Annotated in this window: 19 protein-coding genes; 3 read left to right on the top strand and 16 right to left on the bottom strand. The window is 29.2% G+C overall.

All coding sequences use genetic code 11. From position 1 onward, the window contains the following. Window positions 1–10: 10 nt before the first annotated feature. Genes BR69_RS0108485 through BR69_RS0108475 form a run of 3 tightly spaced genes read right to left on the bottom strand, consistent with a single transcriptional unit; the run spans window position 11 to window position 3,022 of the window. On the bottom strand, window positions 11–1,033 hold the full coding sequence (locus tag BR69_RS0108485) for a FecCD family ABC transporter permease (protein ID WP_027632802.1): 1,023 nt from the start codon (window positions 1,031–1,033) through the stop codon (window positions 11–13). Then, entirely contained in the window at window positions 1,026–2,033 is a 1,008-nt protein-coding gene (locus tag BR69_RS0108480; RefSeq protein ID WP_027632801.1) for a FecCD family ABC transporter permease, read from the bottom strand. The genes BR69_RS0108485 and BR69_RS0108480 overlap by 8 nt, the downstream gene beginning before the upstream one ends. A 20-nt stretch (window positions 2,034–2,053) precedes the next feature. Further along, window positions 2,054–3,022: an ABC transporter substrate-binding protein gene (locus tag BR69_RS0108475; RefSeq protein ID WP_027632800.1), complete on the bottom strand. Its 969-nt coding sequence runs from the start codon at window positions 3,020–3,022 to the stop codon at window positions 2,054–2,056. A 552-nt stretch (window positions 3,023–3,574) separates the two neighbouring features. Between BR69_RS0108475 and BR69_RS0108470 the strand changes: the two genes are divergently transcribed. Beyond that, complete coding sequence (locus BR69_RS0108470; RefSeq protein WP_027632799.1) at window positions 3,575–4,324, top strand: 3'-5' exonuclease; 750 nt, start codon at window positions 3,575–3,577, stop codon at window positions 4,322–4,324. A 212-nt stretch (window positions 4,325–4,536) separates the two neighbouring features. Here the strand turns inward: BR69_RS0108470 and BR69_RS0108465 are convergent, their stop codons facing one another. Both BR69_RS0108465 and BR69_RS0108460 read right to left on the bottom strand, forming a co-directional pair. Beyond that, window positions 4,537–5,316, bottom strand: a complete 780-nt coding sequence (locus tag BR69_RS0108465) for a SagB/ThcOx family dehydrogenase (protein ID WP_027632798.1) — start codon at window positions 5,314–5,316, stop codon at window positions 4,537–4,539. Between the two features lie 187 nt (window positions 5,317–5,503). After that, window positions 5,504–6,016, bottom strand: coding sequence for a flavin reductase (locus BR69_RS0108460; protein ID WP_027632797.1), 513 nt, complete (start codon window positions 6,014–6,016; stop codon window positions 5,504–5,506). Between the two features lie 126 nt (window positions 6,017–6,142). On the opposite strand from BR69_RS0108460, the gene BR69_RS0108455 reads away from it, so the two are divergent. Next, a complete protein-coding gene (locus BR69_RS0108455; RefSeq protein ID WP_027632796.1) occupies window positions 6,143–6,490 on the top strand; it encodes a winged helix-turn-helix transcriptional regulator in 348 nt (115 codons plus the stop codon). Between the two features lie 368 nt (window positions 6,491–6,858). Here the strand turns inward: BR69_RS0108455 and BR69_RS0108450 are convergent, their stop codons facing one another. From BR69_RS0108450 to BR69_RS0108400, 11 genes are all read right to left on the bottom strand, one after another. Next, window positions 6,859–7,293: a PTS sugar transporter subunit IIB gene (locus BR69_RS0108450; RefSeq protein WP_027632795.1), complete on the bottom strand. Its 435-nt coding sequence runs from the start codon at window positions 7,291–7,293 to the stop codon at window positions 6,859–6,861. After that, entirely contained in the window at window positions 7,277–7,717 is a 441-nt protein-coding gene (locus BR69_RS20235) for a PTS sugar transporter subunit IIA (protein WP_051623548.1), read from the bottom strand. Before BR69_RS20235 ends, BR69_RS0108450 begins: the two co-directional genes overlap by 17 nt. A gap of 239 nt (window positions 7,718–7,956) precedes the next feature. Then, entirely contained in the window at window positions 7,957–8,700 is a 744-nt protein-coding gene (locus tag BR69_RS0108440; RefSeq protein ID WP_027632794.1) for a glucosamine-6-phosphate deaminase, read from the bottom strand. Window positions 8,701–8,954: 254 nt separating this feature from the next. Beyond that, window positions 8,955–9,386: a PTS sugar transporter subunit IIA domain-containing protein gene (locus BR69_RS0108435; protein WP_027632793.1), complete on the bottom strand. Its 432-nt coding sequence runs from the start codon at window positions 9,384–9,386 to the stop codon at window positions 8,955–8,957. A 1-nt stretch (window position 9,387) separates the two neighbouring features. After that, window positions 9,388–10,188 carry a PTS galactosamine transporter subunit IID gene (gene agaD, locus BR69_RS0108430; RefSeq protein ID WP_034849569.1) on the bottom strand — a complete coding sequence of 267 codons (801 nt, stop codon included), beginning with the start codon at window positions 10,186–10,188 and terminating at the stop codon, window positions 9,388–9,390. Further along, window positions 10,175–10,981, bottom strand: a complete 807-nt coding sequence (gene agaC, locus BR69_RS0108425) for a PTS galactosamine transporter subunit IIC (protein ID WP_027632791.1) — start codon at window positions 10,979–10,981, stop codon at window positions 10,175–10,177. The genes agaD and agaC overlap by 14 nt, the downstream gene beginning before the upstream one ends. An 82-nt stretch (window positions 10,982–11,063) precedes the next feature. Continuing rightward, window positions 11,064–11,531, bottom strand: a complete 468-nt coding sequence (agaB, locus tag BR69_RS0108420) for a PTS galactosamine transporter subunit IIB (protein WP_027632790.1) — start codon at window positions 11,529–11,531, stop codon at window positions 11,064–11,066. Window positions 11,532–11,684: 153 nt separating this feature from the next. Continuing rightward, on the bottom strand, window positions 11,685–14,414 hold the full coding sequence (locus BR69_RS0108415) for a sigma 54-interacting transcriptional regulator (protein WP_027632789.1): 2,730 nt from the start codon (window positions 14,412–14,414) through the stop codon (window positions 11,685–11,687). A gap of 303 nt (window positions 14,415–14,717) precedes the next feature. Next, entirely contained in the window at window positions 14,718–15,308 is a 591-nt protein-coding gene (locus BR69_RS20230; RefSeq protein WP_051623546.1) for a DJ-1/PfpI family protein, read from the bottom strand. Window positions 15,309–15,329: 21 nt separating this feature from the next. Next, window positions 15,330–16,154 carry a DUF2785 domain-containing protein gene (locus BR69_RS0108405; protein ID WP_027632788.1) on the bottom strand — a complete coding sequence of 275 codons (825 nt, stop codon included), beginning with the start codon at window positions 16,152–16,154 and terminating at the stop codon, window positions 15,330–15,332. 64 nt (window positions 16,155–16,218) lie between these two features. Continuing rightward, window positions 16,219–17,142: a helix-turn-helix transcriptional regulator gene (locus tag BR69_RS0108400; protein ID WP_027632787.1), complete on the bottom strand. Its 924-nt coding sequence runs from the start codon at window positions 17,140–17,142 to the stop codon at window positions 16,219–16,221. 286 nt (window positions 17,143–17,428) lie between these two features. Between BR69_RS0108400 and BR69_RS0108395 the strand changes: the two genes are divergently transcribed. Continuing rightward, window positions 17,429–18,439, top strand: coding sequence for a 3-oxoacyl-ACP synthase III family protein (locus BR69_RS0108395; RefSeq protein ID WP_027632786.1), 1,011 nt, complete (start codon window positions 17,429–17,431; stop codon window positions 18,437–18,439). Window positions 18,440–18,454: the final 15 nt, after the last annotated feature.

Below are 18,454 nucleotides of genomic sequence, written 5' to 3'. Positions count from 1 at the left end.
TTAATTCCCCCTATACTTTTGATCTTAATAATAAATATACAAAATAAGGTATACCAATTATAGAAATAACAATTCCAACAGACAATTCATTAGGGGCAAATATGGTTTTACCAATAAAGTCCGAAACTATAACTAATAGTGTTCCAATTAATCCAGCTACTGGAACAACCCTTCTGTGATGGATTCCAACAAGCCTCTTTGCAATATGAGGTGAAAGTAATCCTACAAATCCTATATTACCAGATACAGATACACAGGCACTGACAATTCCTATAGCTGCTAATAATAATATAGCCTTTTCTCTTTCAGTGGATATACCTAAACTTTTAACTGTATTCTCTTCTAACTGAAATAAGTCTAAAATAAATGATTTTCTTAAAATTACAGGAAATAATAAAATAACCCAAGGCATTATAGATATTATATATTTCCAGTTAGCATTCCAGATGCTTCCGTTTATCCATACAGTAGCCATTTCAAAATCTGAAGCATTCATTTTTAAAGATATAAATAAAGAAACTGCTCCTAATCCTGAACTTATTGCTATTCCTACTAGGATAAGCCTTTGTGTATCTAATCTACCATTCTTCCAGGCAAAGAGATAGATTAATACAGCTGATGTAAGTCCTCCTACTAGTCCAAATAAAGGCATGGATAGAGTTGATATCCAGCCTGCACCATCAAACTTTCCTTGAAATAAGAATATAAATAAAACAATTGCCATTCCAGCTCCTGCATTTATACCTAGGATTCCTGGATCTGCTAGGCCGTTTTTTGTTATTCCTTGAATTACTGTTCCTGCGATTCCAAATCCGAAACCAACTAAAGCCCCAATAACAATCCTAGGAAGACGAAACTCGAATATAACTAAGTCATTATTAGGATCAGGATTTATTCTAAATAGGGTGTCTACTATTTCTTTAATAGAAAGATCATATGTCCCATTGGTTATACTTATGTACATAAATACTAAAATTAAAATAATGGTTATAAAAACTACAGTACTATACCTTTTTAATGAATCCTTATCCATTTTTTTGCCCTCCTTTAGTTCTTGCTAAATATAAGAAGAAAGGCACTCCTATAAGGGAAGTTACAACTCCTATAGGTGTTTCAAAAGGATAGTTTAAGAATCTACTTACTATATCACAAAGTGCTAAAAATATAGCCCCAGTTACAGCAGAACATGGAATAATCCACTTATAATCACTTCCAACTAGAAACCTAACTGTATGGGGTATTATAAGCCCAATAAAAGCTATTTTTCCTGCTAAGGCTACTGATATACCTGTCAAGATAACAACAGTACTCATTGCAATAAACTTTATAACACCAGTTCTTTGTCCAAGGCTAATTGAAATATCTTCTCCCAAAGATAATATTGTTATAGATTTGGAGATTGCTATTGCAGCTATAATTCCTACTATAGCAAAAGGTATTATAATTTTTATTCTATCTGGAGTAATTTGATGAAGCTTAGAATTATACCAAAAGCTTATATTTTGTGAAACTTGAAAATATGTAGATAATGCTGCTGATACACTATTTAAAAACGCTCCTGTAATTGTTCCAATAATAGCAAGTCGTACTGGAGACATTCCATTAGGAACAAGGGATGCTAGTCCAAATGTCATCAATGCTCCAATAGCAGAACCTATAAAGGAACATATAATTAAAGTTAAAGAAGATGTTTCTGGAAAAAATATCATGAAAATTGTAACAACAAAAACAGATCCATCAGAAACCCCCATAATAGAGGGAGATGCAAGGTAATTCCTTGTAACCCCTTGCATCAATGCTCCTGATACTGCTAAAAATCCTCCTATTAAAAGAGCCCCTATTACCCTTGGTAATCGAGAATACATTATAATTTGATGATTCACATTAGTTGAATCAAAGCTTAAAAAAGCCTCTTTTACTATATTTATGTCAATGTCCTTCGCCCCATATAAAATTGATAACACTACTGTTAATATCATAAGTACTGGTGATATGAGTAAAATCAACATTGGCTTTGAAATCTTTTTTGACATAATACTATGTTCACTCCTAATTATTTAGATAACTCTGATACAGCCGCCTTTAGGAAGTTTGACTTACTCCAAGCAGTTCCTCCTTGAGCTAATGGATCAACAGTATTTACAAATACCTTATCATTCTTTACTGCATTAATACTATTCCATATAGGATTTTTCTTTAATTCTTCTAAAGCTTTAGGCTTGTCTGCATTTTCTGATTCAGAGAATTGAAGGAAGATATAATCTGGATTTAACTCTGAAAATTTCTCTAAGGAAGTAATTTCTTGAGCCTTTGCAGCCTTTACCGGTTCTGGAACTGTTAATCCTAGTTCATTATAAAGAACTGGATTAAAGAATACAGCCTCTGGATAAATAGCTATATTACCATTTCTTATTCTTATAGCAACAACCTTTTTGTCCTTCATCTTATCACCAAATTTTCCTTTGGCCTCTTTTACCTCATCCTTATAATTTTTAATAATTTCCTTAGCTTTATCTTCTTTTCCACTTATCTCTCCCATAAGCATAAGATTAGCTTCCCAATCGCTAGATATATGTGAAACTGGTATGGTTTCTTTTACTTTGTTTAACTTTTCTAAAGCTTCTGCTGGAAACTTAGTTGAGCCTAATATTATATCTGGTTTTAAAGATACTATGGCTTCAATATTTGGTTGGATCTTTTCTCCTATAGGTTTTGATTCACCTGTTATATCCTTAAAAATCTCTGGAAACTTTCCTCCTACAGTCATAGCCCCTACAGGTTTTATTCCTAAAATCAGTGCATCCTCCATAGATTCCATACTTCCTGCTATAACAACCTTTGGATCTTTGCCTTGTACTGTATATTCTTTTCCTAGATAGCTTACTTTTCTTTCCTTATTTTCTTGTTGTACTTCCTTTGTACCGTTAGTACCTTTATTTTCACTAGCATTCTTATTACCGCAACCAACTGCTCCTACTACCATTAATGCTGATAAAGTTAATACCAATAATCTTTTTTTCATTACTGACCCTCTCCTTTTAATATATTATATATATTTTTATGTATATAAACTTACGTAGTATATTTAATCGATTTATGATAATGAATATCATTGCCAATTATAATTATTAATGCTTACCTATGTCAACGGATTATCTGTTAATCTTGGAAATTTTATATATAATAGTGGTTTTTTATAAATTTAGTAAAACTATATAATTACTTGATATTTTCTGCTTTAGGGTGAAGAAGTTAAAATAATCATAAAATTTAGCTATTTATTAAATTGCCTATTTATAACTTAGGTGATATAATCCGCTTTGTTTATGATGAAAATCACTATACATTACCATATAAATATAATTTCTAAATTAATGCCTTTTATAATAAAAAAATATAAATTGTAAAAGAAAGGGTTATACTAATCTATATGGATTAGTACTTTAAAACTAAAACATATTTCCAATTTAGCTAAACCTATTTAGCTTTTAACTTATTTTATAATCCATTATAATTTTATCCTGTGATCCATATATTAGGACATATAATCATTACTTGAAGTAGGTGAAAAATAATGAACTATATAATATATGATTTAGAATTTAATCAAAAATATTTAAGTGATACTAGTGAAATACCTGAATCCCCATTAAAATTCCCTTTCGAAATCATTCAAATTGGTGCATTAAAGCTTAACGAAAACTTTGAAACAATTTCTACCTTTAATACCCTAATTAAACCTACGGTATATCCAGTTATACATCCCTATGTAGAAAACCTAACTAAGATAACAAATGATAAGCTTTTTTCCTGTGAAACTTTTCCTAAGGTATATAAGGACTTTATACAATTTATCGGAACTGATGAATGTGTATTTTGTGTTTGGGGACTTTCTGATATGAAAGAGCTTATAAGAAATGTAAAATTTCATAATCTATCTACTTCATTAATTCCTAAAAAATATATTGATGTGCAAAAATACGCTTCAAAGCGTTTTAATATTCCAAAAGGATTAAAAATCGGATTAAAAACCACTGTTGAACTTTTAAATATAGAATTTAATGACAACTTTCATGACGCCTATTATGATGCTTATTATACTAAGGAGATTTTTAAAATCATCTATATTCCTAATATGACTCCTAAAACATATAACTTTAATCCTATTAGAAGAACTTCCACTCCTAAAGAAAAGATTGATACTAAAGCATTAATTAATCAATTTGAGAAAATGTATAATAGAGAAATGTCTGAGGAAGAGAAGGCTATAATAAAACTTTCCTATATGATGGGTAAAACTAATCAATTTAAAATTAAACCTTAAGAAAACCACCATAATAACTTAGGGTGGTTTTCTTGTATATTGTAATAGTAAAAAATATAATATTATTTTACAAATGTCTTAAGTCCATTATTTACTTACTATATATTTATTCTTATATATAAGTTCTAATATTAAAACTACATTAGCTTCAGTTGAAACTTATTGAGTCATCAATCAGTTAAATGTAAAGTTCTTAATTTTATAAATTAATATTACTCTACTGAATTCATTAGATCATACTTACCAACAGGTGCTAAATAAACTGCAAACTCATCTTTTCCATCAACCATAATTAACTTATCTATTTCTTCTTGATTATAAGCTCCTATGGCACAAGTTCCAAGTCCAATAGCCTCACAAGCAATATATAAGTTTTCACATAAATGTCCTGCATCCAATAGCATATCTTTATGAGCTGATATATGATATCTCCACTCTGCCCTATAAGGTGTACAGCTCCATATAAAAGTAACTGCTCCACTACCTACGAATACTTGCTTAAGTGAAGCTTCTGAAACCTTCTCTCCTATATTATCATCCTCAAGTATTAAGACTAGCTTATGACTTAGAGCTAAGTAACGATAAATTCCCTTTTTTAATCCCTTTACTCTATTTATTATTAAATAAGTTTCAAAAGGATGCCTAGCCCCAGCTGATGGTACTGTTCTCACAGTTCTTATTGCTGTAGATGCATCATTAGTGGTAACCTTTTTCACTCCCTGTGTTGACCAAAGAAGGAATGATAATTCATCTAAAGTTAATTCCTCATCATTGTATTTTCTACGGCTTTTTCTAGAGTTAATAATATCTAATATACTACTTTTTATCACTAAATCTTCTTTTGCTTCTGGTAAGTCTATGACTTCTAAATTATTATCATAAGGCTTTTCTACAGGTGGTTGTGGTAGCTTTTTTTCTTGATCTGATTCTATATCTTCCCACTCTACAAAATTAGCCTTCATAAATTCACGTAATTGATTTAATTTTTCCATATAATCTTCCCCCAAGTTATAATATGAATCTGTTAAATTATATGAACATTGCTCTTCCCACCCTTAGGAAATATAATGAAGTTTGCAAGAATTAAAATATCCCCCTTAAAGGAGAGAAAAGCAATGAACAAAACTAATCTAAAATGTCCTCGTTTATCCTCTAATAAACTATACTTTTATAAAATTCTTATTCTTCCTTTATAAAAATTTTTTCAACTTCAGCTACATATAGTGTGTGATAATCTTTTTCAGGATACCACTTCTCATCATCATCCTTTGATATAAAGCACTTTGGGTCAAAATCCTGAGCGTATAACTTTTTACATATAACTGTAAGTTTACTTTCCTCAAAATGAGGTGTGTCTTCTAAATGGCTTATTGTTAGATTAGCCTTAGCAATCTTATCTTCATCTTTTCCAGATACAGTGCCTAAATACCCTAATTGTTTTTTAAAGCTTTCATTAAAAAATGTTAGAGAAAATTTAGAAGAGTTGTCTACAAATTCTTTAGTATAACGTTGAGGTCTTATAACAATATATGCTACATTTTTTCCCCACATAACACCAAAGCCGCCCCATGATGCAGTCATTGTATTTACTTTATTATCCTTTTCTGCTGTGATAAGCATCCATTCTTTACCTATAAGCTTAAATGGACTTTGATTTAATTCTTCAGGTTTGATTTCTATAAATTTGCTCATAATAGGTTCCCCCTTAATAATATAAGTTATTTTGCAAAGCATCTTTGTATATATTATTATATAACTAATATGAAAAAGATAGTATGCACTTTATTGTAAGATACTAACTTAAAGGAGAGTATGGCAATGGATGAAAAAATAGAAATTAACTCAGAACCCTTTGAATACACGCTATCTATTATAGGTGGAAAATGGAAAATGGTTATAATGTTCTGGTTATCTAAGTGTAAGGTTATGCGTTATGGAGAGTTAAAAAAGTCCGTTAAAGGAATTACCCACAAGATGTTAAGTAGTCAACTAAAGGAACTTGAATCTGATAATATTATAGTTCGTAAGGAATATCACCAAGTACCACCAAAGGTAGAATATTTTCTTTCAGAAAGAGGATGGTCTCTTATGCCTATTTTACATGAGATGTGTAAATGGGGTGGAGTAAGTCTTGAAGAAAATAGCTCTAAAGCATTAAATAGTTAACATAATTTTTACTATCAATATAAATAACTATATAATGCTATAAATTAATAAAATCTATATTCCATAAGGATTTATTAACTAAGATTATAAACGAGTCCTTTAATTATAATATGGAAAGCTAAAAAAATATGGTCATATTTTGAAAAGCATTCCTAGTATAGTATATACCTTTTTACTGAAATATCTATGTATTTGAATTCTTCTTATATAAATAAGCTAAGTATTTATAAGATAATGTTTAAAATAAAAATAGTTCATGAGGTTATTATTAAGAATCTCATGAACTTAATTTATAGGTTATCATAAAAAAACTTGCTATTTCTTTTTGTTTTTATAAAATCTAAATTTTAGCATCACTAATGTAAGCTTTAGTTTGGCATTAACTTATAAATAATATTTATATTATAGTTATTTTCTAAAACCCTTATGCTCTTCATTTCTTTTCCGCTTAAAAATACCCCATCATTTACCTTAGTTTTTTCCTCTCCATAACTTACATTACTTACTATAAGTTTATCAATTATTCCTTCACCTTCAGCAAATCTAACTACATCTTCAATACTTTTAAACAAAATCATATAGTTTGTTTCCTTCTCGTCCTCTATAAAAGTAGATTGCTTAATGGTTAAAAACTCTAATTCCACTTCATCTGAAGTGGCTATTTTAAAAAATAATTTTTTTAATTCATCCTCTACTAATTCATCATTAGCTACAAAAATCTTAGATATATTATAATATGTACACCAATAATTAATAGTTTGACCATGAACTAATCTCTCATCTACTCTAAATATTTTCCCCATTTAAACTACCCTCCACTTTTTCCTTATTTAATCTTTTTTCTATTAAATTAGAAATATTGATTATTCCTTCTTTTCCTTCTTTTTCTGCTATATAGGCTACTTCCTTTAAACTTCTATTATCTACAGGTAATATCTTAAGTACCATTGGTATATTGACTCCACTTATTATTTTAATGTTATCTTTACCTATTAATTTACTGGTTGCATTAAATGGCGTTCCTCCTAAAAAATCTACTAAAACAAGAAATTCCTTAAAATCACTATTTTTTATCTCCCTATCTAACCTGTCTGTAAGACTTTCCAAACTCTCTTCTTTATTTAAAGTTAATGCCTTTATATTATTATTCTTTCCTAAAATCATCTCTACTGAATTAATAACTTCAATTGCATAATTACCATGGGATACTATAATTAATTCAACCATATATCTATTCCTTCTTATTCCTATATTTATTTTCATCCATTATATTGCATATACTATTCTTATTCAATACCATAAAACTTCTCATCTCTCTAAGCTAATATATTATATAGCTAGAATAATAACTTATTTTAAGATACTTAAAACTTTTATATTCTATAAAATATAAGTTCTCCTAAATTTCATGACAGCTTTATATTTTAAAAGCCTTACATAAATCTTAGAAGAACTTATATAATAATTTATTTAGATATTTTATAATTTGTAAGTTTACTTGCTGCTCCATTATCTAAAAATATTTCAAGACTTTCCTCATTAGAAAGCAAGCTTGCAGGTATCTCTCTTGTCCTTTCACCTTCAACAACCATTTTAATAATGTCTGATTTCCTTTCTCCATTAGCCATTATTATTTTTACGTTACTACTAAAAATATGTTTCATCCCCACAGTTATTCCTTTTTTAAGTTCAACCTCTTCATTAAAATATTTTACTCCAACCTTGGTAGTTACTGTATCAAGGTCTACTACTGTGCAATATAAATCTGGATTAACATTAGGTTCATTAAACCCTAGATGCCCATTCATGCCTACACCTAATAGGATTAGATCAATTCCCTTATTATCAAAAATAAATTTATCTACTCTTTTACATTCTTCTTCTAAATCCTTAGAGAGTCCATCAAAGAAGCAAAGTTGTTTCTCTCTTAAACTTATCTTACTATAGAGATGTTTATTTAACATTTCTATACAACTTCCTTCTGTTTCATTTCCTAAACCTACCCACTCATCTAATCCTACGAACTTGCATCTTGAGAAATCCACCCTCTTATTGTTGTAAGCATCTACTAAATATTCATAAGCCTTAAGTGGAGTGTCCCCTCCAGCTAAACATAATAGAGCCTCTGGATTTTTATTTACTGTATCTATAATATATTCTGCAACCTTTTCTGACATTAGTTCATAATTTTCATATACATTTATATTCATTTTACTCCTCCTAATGTAATAAATATTTCTTCTAACCATTCTAAAGCTTACTTTTAACCTTTAAAATTTATTTAGTATAATAGGCTTAAGGTTTAACTAATAAAAAATGTTATTTTTGTATACTGTTTATATAAAAGAATGGGGCTGCCACATTAAGAAATCTAACTTCAATATGTTATCTTAGAATTTAAAAATCTAATACAATATATTATAGTTTTTATTCTTTGTGGGACTGCCCCATTTTTAGCCTTTATTTAAATTCCATCTTCATAATTTTCTTCTTCACTAGTAGCCTCACTAGTTTTATATCTACAAACGGAATTTTTTGTTTTCTCTACTAACTCATCAGTTAACTCCTCTAATTGGAAAGAGTCCTTCATCATAATTACTTCAAGTATTGCATTCATATTACATCCTGAAACAACCCTAACCCCTTCATGTTCTAGAGATATTTTAACCGCTGTATTAAAGGGAGTCCCTCCAAGAATATCACAGATAAATACTATGTTATTCCCCTTATTCTCTTCTACTACTTTTGTTGCCTTTTCCATAAGGGTTTCACTACTATATTCTTCTAGAAAGTCAATATAGTGTACCCCTTCTGTTGGTCCAGCTATTAACTTTATTGATGATCCAAGACCTGTTGCAAAGTTTCCATGTCCCATTAAAACAATTATATTACTCATATTATAATACTCCTAACAATGAACCTATTATTGCCAATGCAAATGTTGCTATTATAAGCACAGTTGGGCTTACCTTCTTTTTCTTTAAGAAATAGTACATTAAAAATGTATATGCTAATGGTAATATATTAGGTAATATTTTATCAAAGAAATCTTTTTGTAGAGATATTGAGTGCTCTGCATTTATCTTAATTTCACTTAAAACAGTAATATTTACATAAGTTGCGATTAATGCTCCTATTACAGTTACTCCTAATGTAGTTGCTCCTTTTGTTAAAGCTTTTGAACTTTCTTTAATCTTATCTATTGCCTTTGTACCAAGTTCATATCCAAACCTAGCTAAAAATATACGTGATAAGAATATTCCTAAGTAAACTATAAAGAATACTATTGGTCCTAAAAGGCTTCCTTGTTGTGCAAAGGATGCACATATTCCAGCTATTATAGGTAGCAAAGTAAACCATAATAATGCATCACCTATTCCTGCAAGTGGTCCAAATAAAGCAACCTTTAAACTATTTATTAGGTTTCTATCTTCTTTCTTCTCTTCTAATGATAATAAGAACCCCATTAAGAATGGTGATATTGTAGGGTTTGTATTTATAAACTCCATATTATCCTTCATTGCTACTGAAAGAGCTTCCTTATCATCTTTGTGTATCTTCTTTAGGTACGGCATCATTGAATATGCCCAACCTGCTCCTTGCATTCTTTCATAGTTAAAACAAGACTGTAGAAATATTGATCTTAATCCTAACTTGCCTATTTCTTTTTTAGTAAATAGATTCTTAGATTCCTTCATCAAACTCACCTCCATCAATGCTTATTTGGCTAACTGCTTCCTTAACCTGCTTGTCTCTTTCCTTATCATTAAAGTATTGGAATAGAGCTATTGCAGTTCCCACTAATGCTACTGGTAATAAGTTTGAGAAATTTAAGAAAGATGCTAGTATGAATCCTATTATTAAGAATGCCATATATTCTTTCTTAAGCATTATTCTTAATAGTAATCCAAATCCAACTGCTGGTAATATCCCCCCTGCTATTTCAAATCCATGAGATAACCATGTTGGCATAGCTTCCACTAAAGCTTTCATTGGCTCTTGAGCTACATATGTGCATAAAAATACAACGATTCCGTATGTTAATCCTACAATTAATATTGAAAGAATATTTATTCTAGCAAATGTCTTAGTATCTACTTCCTTAGAAGCTTTTGTTAATTTTGACATAAACATTGAAAAACTTGAATAATAGAATAAAATTATGTATTGCATTAAGAAACTAAATGGCAAAGCTAATCCTATAGTTGTTTTTACATCTGATCCAGTTGTATAAGCAATTACAGTTGTCATTACTCCTGCGAGTACCGGGTTTGGTGGTTGTGTACCTCCTACTGGTGTTAGTCCTGCGAAGGCTAGCTCTGTTAATCCACCAGCTATTAAGCCTGTTTGTATATCTCCTAAAATTACTCCTGTTAAAGTACATACTATAATGGGTCTAAAAATAAATAAACCTTCTAAAAATGCATCTATTCCCACTATAACTGACATTACAGTTAACAATAATCCTTGTGCTAATGTAATTTCATGCATGATTTTTCCCTCCTTGTTTTTATCTTTAAGTCTTCTAAACTAAATAGACTCTTTGTTCTTTATAATGATTTTTCATTTAATTTTATACTCTGCTCTTTAAATCCCCTGGTGTATCTTGTATATAAACATCTAGGCCCTTGCTCTCTATATACTTTAGATCCTCTACATCCTTATCATCCACAAAAACTTTTTTAGTAAGTTGTCTCTTTCCATCTGAGAAATGCATATTTCCAACGTTTACTTCTTTTAGAGGAACTCCTCCATCAACTAACTTTCTAACTGTTTCTGGTGTCTTACATACTAAGAATATCTTTTGTGATGGCGCTGCCTTTCCTATTACCTTTATTGTTTTTTCTATTGAAAAGAATCTTATTCCAACTCCTGAACTCTCTGCAGTCATAGTCATTAATTGTTGTTGTATTTTATCATTAGCTGCAATATCATCTACTACAACCAAAAGATTTGCTCCTATCGCTGTTGTCCATGTTACTCCAACTTGTCCATGTACAAGTCTGTTATCAATTCTTGTTAATAATATATTTGGTGTCATATATTCTTCCTCCTCTTATGCTTCTATGCCTATATTAAAAGCAAGAACCGTGCCAAAATAGTGTAATACCTATTTGACACGGTTCTTATTGTTATATTTATACTCTTAATAACTCTATAGTTAATTTAAATATAAGCACTTCTAACCTATATCCTAAATATTTATCTTTCTACTAATACTATCATAAATATAAGCAATTTCAGATACTGGAATCTCTATTTTATAGAAGTTCTCTATTACACTAAAGGCATTTTTAGCACATTTAATAAAGTGTCTATTACAGTATTCAAATTCTTGAATATTTTTATACTCTAACATAGGTTGTCTTATAACAAGCCTTTCTACCATACATGATACATGTATATAAATTCCTACCTTTAAGGAATTAGGTAATTTCACCTTTAAATTAAATTCTAACGTACTAATGGCATCTTGAACCTGGCCTAATATTTTGTCAGGGTTCAAAATTATTAGATGGTTAATAACATTTGTTAAGGTAAATTCCTTTAATATAGTATTACTTATATCCTCTATTGTTTCATTATCCATTATGCTACTTAAATTTTTAAGAATTTTTGTCTCATCCTTCTTCATAATCATATCTTCTAGGGATACATAGGGTACATTCTCTATTTTAGGGTTGCTTAATCCTATTATTAATTTCACCCTATACTCATTAAAAATATATTCATTTTCCCCACCAGCTTTTAACTTATTATAATCATAGGCTAGTATTGATATGTCCTTATCTTTTAAGCACTTTTCTAATAAGCTCTTAATCCTTTCAGCAGTACCAATACCTGTTTCACAAGTGGTTATTATAGCATCCTTTTTCTTATTTGTTGATGGAATATAATTATACTTTGTAACATTTTTATCTACTGCCTCTTTAATAATCTCTTGTATAGGCTTCTTATTCATGATCTTATTTCCAACATCTAGTGCTAGTAGACTTGAGAGATTATTTATAATTGCTATGTCTCCATTAAATTCTTCCTTTATACCTAGATAAATATCTTGCAAGGAACCCATATCAACTAGCAATATTAGTCCTCTCTTTGAATCTACATTTTTTATATACTCTCTAAGCTCTTTTACCATATATTCAGTAGAAACATCTATAGGCATATCGAAGGAATCATATATATACATTCCCAGCATATTATTTGCAACACTAGCTATACTACTTGCTGTAGATTTACCGTGGGCTATCATTACTGCATTAATTAGGTTGTATTCTGATTCCTTATTTACTAACTTTAGATTTGTTATAATATATGCTAAAACTATTCTGTTTACTTTTATATATAAGGTCTTCTCTACCTCTTCCACAACTTTCTTTGAAAGCTTATATAGCTTTCTATACTTATTCTGTAGGTACTGTAATGATTCTTCAATCTCTAACTCTTCATTTTCATCACATGAAGATACACAACAAATAGAATTAGTTATAATCTCTATACTATTGTTATAAGCCTTAATTCCATATTTGTCCTTAAATATATTTAAGTTGTTAGTTACAATCTTTCTAATAAACTCTACTGTTCCTTCCCCAAATTGGTATACTTTATTTTCATTAATATTTTTAATTAGTAAACTTCCAACATCTTTTATCTCTTCCCAAAATACTTTTTCAGTTATTCTATTATCCCTTATGTTCTTAATACTATTTATAAACTCTCTGTTTATATTACTGATCATTTCATATTGTATATTATTTATATTTTCATCTTTTTCATCCATTGATATTAATATAAAATTCTCATTGTCACCTAGCTCTACATTTGAATTAGCTATTAACTCTTTTGGAATATCTGATATATTTATTTCAAGTCTTGGATTCTTTGAGTATTTACTCTGTGAAAAAGCATTAGCACAGGTAATCTTTATTGTATTAATAAGCTTACCTATATTTCCACTCCATATGCTGCCTAGAATAATCTTAACAACATTTTCTTTTAATACTATATCCTTATTTATAGATATAGTTTCTTTTCTATATATGTTTTTTATTAATTCAAACTTCTCTACTATAGGTCTGGCATTAAAGTTAGGTATATTAGTTATTAGTGGAATTCTTCTTAAAAATGTCTTTAAAAAGAACTTCTCTGGATTCTCAGTGGTTGCAAATATTACTCTTACATTTGCCTTTCTCCATTTACCTGATTCCCCAACTCTCCTAAATACTCCCTTATCAAGGAATATAAAAAGTTTTTCCTGTCCCTCAGAAGAAAGCCTATGAATTTCATCTAAAAATAAATATCCTCCATCCGCTTCCTCAATTAATCCTTTTTTGTCACTATCTGCTCCTGTATAAGCTCCTTTACACGCCCCAAATAAGGCAGCCGAAAGAAGCTCAGGGTTATTTGCATACTCCGCACAGTTAAAAATTATAAACTTAGAGTTATCCTCTATTATCTTCTGTTCCATAGCATAATCAAATATTAATTGTGCTATATAACTCTTACCTACCCCTGAATCTCCTATTAATAATATAGGTAACCCATTAGGAGGATAATTAGTAGCAGACTTACATTGATCTACAACATTTCTTAAGCTACCATTATGTCCTACAAGTTTATTGAAAACATTAGTATTCTTTTCCTCATTAGAACTATCATTATCCTTTATGAAGTTATTTGCTAACTTAAACTTTGACTTATTATCTTCATATATACTCTTATGTATAAAATATACTGGTCTAGTATTTATCTTAATAACTTTTCCTTCTCTATGAAGTTCATTTAGGTAAAGACTCACCACATTTCTCTTTATTCCTAAAATATCAGAAATATCTTTTGCTGTTACCCCTACATTAGCATCTCCACTAAGATTTCTTGACTCTTCTTCTAGCTTAATTAGTACCCTTTCTTTATTAATCATCCTGCGACCTCTTATCTCTTGTATTTTAAAACTATTGTTATAATTCCTATTAAAATTCTTTTCTAAAATTAATATTAAGTATATCATAATTATTATTAATATAATATTTTATAATATTACGTCTTAAATTAAGCCACTAAATGTTATAACTCTTTAACTCAAAACTTATTTTATGCCATTACTAAATTCTAGAATTTCAATGGGTCAATACATGGATAAGTTAATATACTCCCTTAACTTATTCATTAAAACATCTTTGACTTATAAAAAAGGTAGCAAGAATATTGCTACCTTTTTTATAAATTAATTTAGGTCTTTATTTTTTACTACCTTATAAATCTTAATATTTTTAAACCAGTTATACTCATCCTCAATTTCCTTATTATTTTTATAAACATTCATTAATTTTCCTAGTTCAATAGAGAATTCAATAAATGCTTTTCCTATTGATGTTATACAATTTTTATCCCTAACAACATCATCATTAACTATAGTAGAATTCTTAAAGAATTCTTTATTATCTTCATCTATTTTGATTCCCTCACCATCACCAGTACATCTTTTATTATCAAGGACTCCATAGCTTGCCATAAGTTCAACACCACCACAAATACCTGCGATAAATTTATTTTTCTCATTTAATTCTGTAATAAACTCTTTTAGTTCCTCATTTTTATAAAGATGTGTTGGATTTCCCCCTGGGATAATAAGAAGGTCAATATTATCTGGATTTAATTCTTTTATTGTTTTATCTGGCAAATACTTTTGTTTTTCTTCACTTATATAAATACGATCTTCTAAAGAAGCTGAAAATATATTACCTTTAAACTTTGCAAAGTTTAGAACAACTTCAAACTCACAAAAACCATCATAATAAAGAACACATACATTCACTTTTTACCCTTCTTTCTCACATTATAATTTATTAAGTATTTTTCTTATTTCTTCAATAATAAAATTTGAACCATTGTTTTCTAATAACCTAAAATATAGGCTTCTTAAAAATTCTTTTACATTCACCTTTAAATGAAATCTATCCATATAGTCTAAATCTTTATTTTTAAATATAAAGCTTCTTAGCCAGTTTACCATCTCAATATTACTAATAATTTTTCTACCAATAATATTTTCTACTACTGTAACCATTCTTTCGCTCTCTTCATCTACATATACATAGTAACCTATGCATACCTTAGCTTTTATGGTGTTTAATATATCTAGTAAATCCTCCTTATTTAAACAATCACACTGAGCTAATTCATTTAGTGCATCTGCAGTATGAGCTGCTGAATGTGCCCATCCTTTTCCTTTAACATATCCCCTAACATCTTCTTCATTAATCATATATTCTATAAGTCTATCCTTTACTTCAAATAACACCTCATCTGATAAAAAATTCTCTTTTCTATGCTCATTTAAAATAAGTGCAACAATCAATACTGAAAATGCTCTCTTAAAAACAGCGTCTTCATCTTTATCCCTAAGTTTATGGATAATATTGGAACTTCCTAGACTTATATTTAGTAATTCATTGAGTTCATTAGAGTTAAATACTCCCCTTGAAATCCAATGGTATAGTACTCCATATATTAGTTCATCTCTAAGTTCAGAATCTAGTGAACCTATATTTTCTAGCATCTCTAGTGAAAGGATAAAATAATTATCATCATCTTGAAATAAATAATTATTATTTTTAATATTTCTTAAGCTTTCTTTTAAGATATTTTCTTCTAATTTCATACCCTCCTCCTTACTATCTAAGCTCTTTTTTATATTATAAAATACAATGACTGACACCTATGGGTCAGTCATTGTATTTGCTATATATGTTTTTTATATATTCTTTTATCTCTTTTCTTAAGTTTTCTGGAGCTAATACTTCCCCCTTATCTCCAAAACTCAAAATAAACTTTTTTAATCCCTCATCATTTGGGAATAATCCTTCTACTATATATGATCCATCTTCTGAAAGATTAATTTTATCCTTTGAAAAATACTCACTTAATTGTGCCCCTATACTATTGCAGAATTTTAACTTAACTAAAACACTATTTTTTTCATAACCTTTACTAAATATCTTTTTTATCTCCTCTTTTGAAAGAGAATTTTTTATAAAATTAATTCCTAATTTCATATTCCTTATTCTAACAAGCTTAAATCTTCTATAGTCCTTCCTTACTCTACAAAAGGCAATAATATACCAATGACCTTCCGTGAATTCTATCTGAATTGGTTCTACTATTCTTTTTGAATACTCCATTTTTCTATTTATATATTCAAATTCTAGTATTCTACTGTCTTCAATTGCTTTATTCATAAGGAATAGGTATTCCCTCAGTTCCTTCTCCATACTAAAATGAGACATATCTATACTAAACTTTTCCTCCTCTTGTGTTTCAGAACTTCGTAAAGTTTCAAACTTAAGTACTATATCATTAAATTTAGGATTATTACCAAATAAAATTTTTAAATTATCCATTACTGCAACTAATGGAGCAATTTCTTTTTTGTTTAAAAATAGGTTATTTAAATTATACTTTTCCATAATATAATAACCTCCACCTTTTCCACCAGTAGCTGCTATAGGAACTCCTGCCTCACTTATTTTTTCTATATCTCGATATATAGTTCTTAAGGATACCTCAAAGTGTTCGGCAAGTTCCTTTCCTGTCACTAATCCTTTTTGAGAAATTATTATTATAATTGCTAATAATCTATCTGCTCTCATAATATAAATAGGATTTTACTCCCATCTCCTCCCCTTATATAAATTTAACTTAATAAAATTCTACTATGATATTCATAGTTTATTACTTCTATAGTAATATATTAAAAATCTTATTGCTCTCTTTTTTTGAGTTTACTAAGATAGTAACCCAGTGATAAGTTAATTTTAGTAAATTTTTTAAAGGATTGTAAGACATTTTGTAGAATAATTATATAAAATATAATATTTAGTATTTTTTATATTTTATTACTATACTTAATTTTATTTACATCAAGGAGGTAATCTAATGTTAAAAGAAATCGTACCTGCTGGAATCTTAGGAATAGGTGCATATATTCCAGAGGAAGTTAGAAAAAATGATTTTTGGAAAGACACTAAAATAGTAAACCTACCTGAAGGTAGAAAAAGCCCTTTTGAAAGGATAGCTGAAAGAAGAATATTTCCATCTGATATGCTTCCTTCTGATGCAGAAGTTAAAGCAGCAGAAGTAGCTATTAAAGATTCAGGTATTTCAAAAGATGATATTGATCTTATTATGATACATTCTATGATTCAAGATGAAATTATTCCTAGTAATGCAAGTTTAGTTCAATATAAATTAGGATTAAAAAATGCTGGTGCTTGGCATATGGACAGTTGTTGTTCAAGCTTTGTTACAATGGTTACTACAGCATCTAATCTAATAGCAATGGGAGAATTTAAAAATATCCTAATTGTGACTTCTGTATTCCACTCAAGAATTATTGATACTTCAGATTATTTAAGTTTATATGTAGGCGACGGTGCTGGTGCCATAGTTATGGGGGAAGTTCCTGAGGGACACGGATATGTAGCATCTTGCTGTAATTCTGATGGTTTCTATCACGATGCATTCACTCTTTCTGAAAGAATGCCATTAGGTGAAAATAAAAGAAACTACTCTGAGAAATCTCCTCTAAGACCATTCCTTACAACTAATCCTGTTAAGACAAACATGATTGGAAAGAATTCTCTTAGTATAATGCAAGATATTCTTGAAAAAACCCTTAGGAAAGCTCATATGAAGTCAGATGATATTGACATGTTCTTCTCCCATCAACCTGCTGACTGGACTCATAGTGCCTGGAGAGATTCTATTAATATATCTAAGGAACGTTCCTATGAGACTTTCCATAAGTACGGAAATATAGCTTCATCGTCAATACCAGTAAACCTTTATGAGGCTAAGGAAAAAGGATTACTAAAAAAAGGTCAAACCCTACTACTTGCTTCATCTGGCGCTGGTGAAAACCATATTGCTGCAATAATAAAATTATAGATTTTAGAAGGTGAA

The sequence above is a fragment of the Clostridium hydrogeniformans DSM 21757 genome (assembly GCF_000686705.1).
GTDB lineage: Bacteria > Bacillota > Clostridia > Clostridiales > Clostridiaceae > Clostridium_Z > Clostridium_Z hydrogeniformans.
Note: the sequence above shows the minus strand (reverse complement) of the source record. Positions and strands in the feature narration are given on the sequence as shown.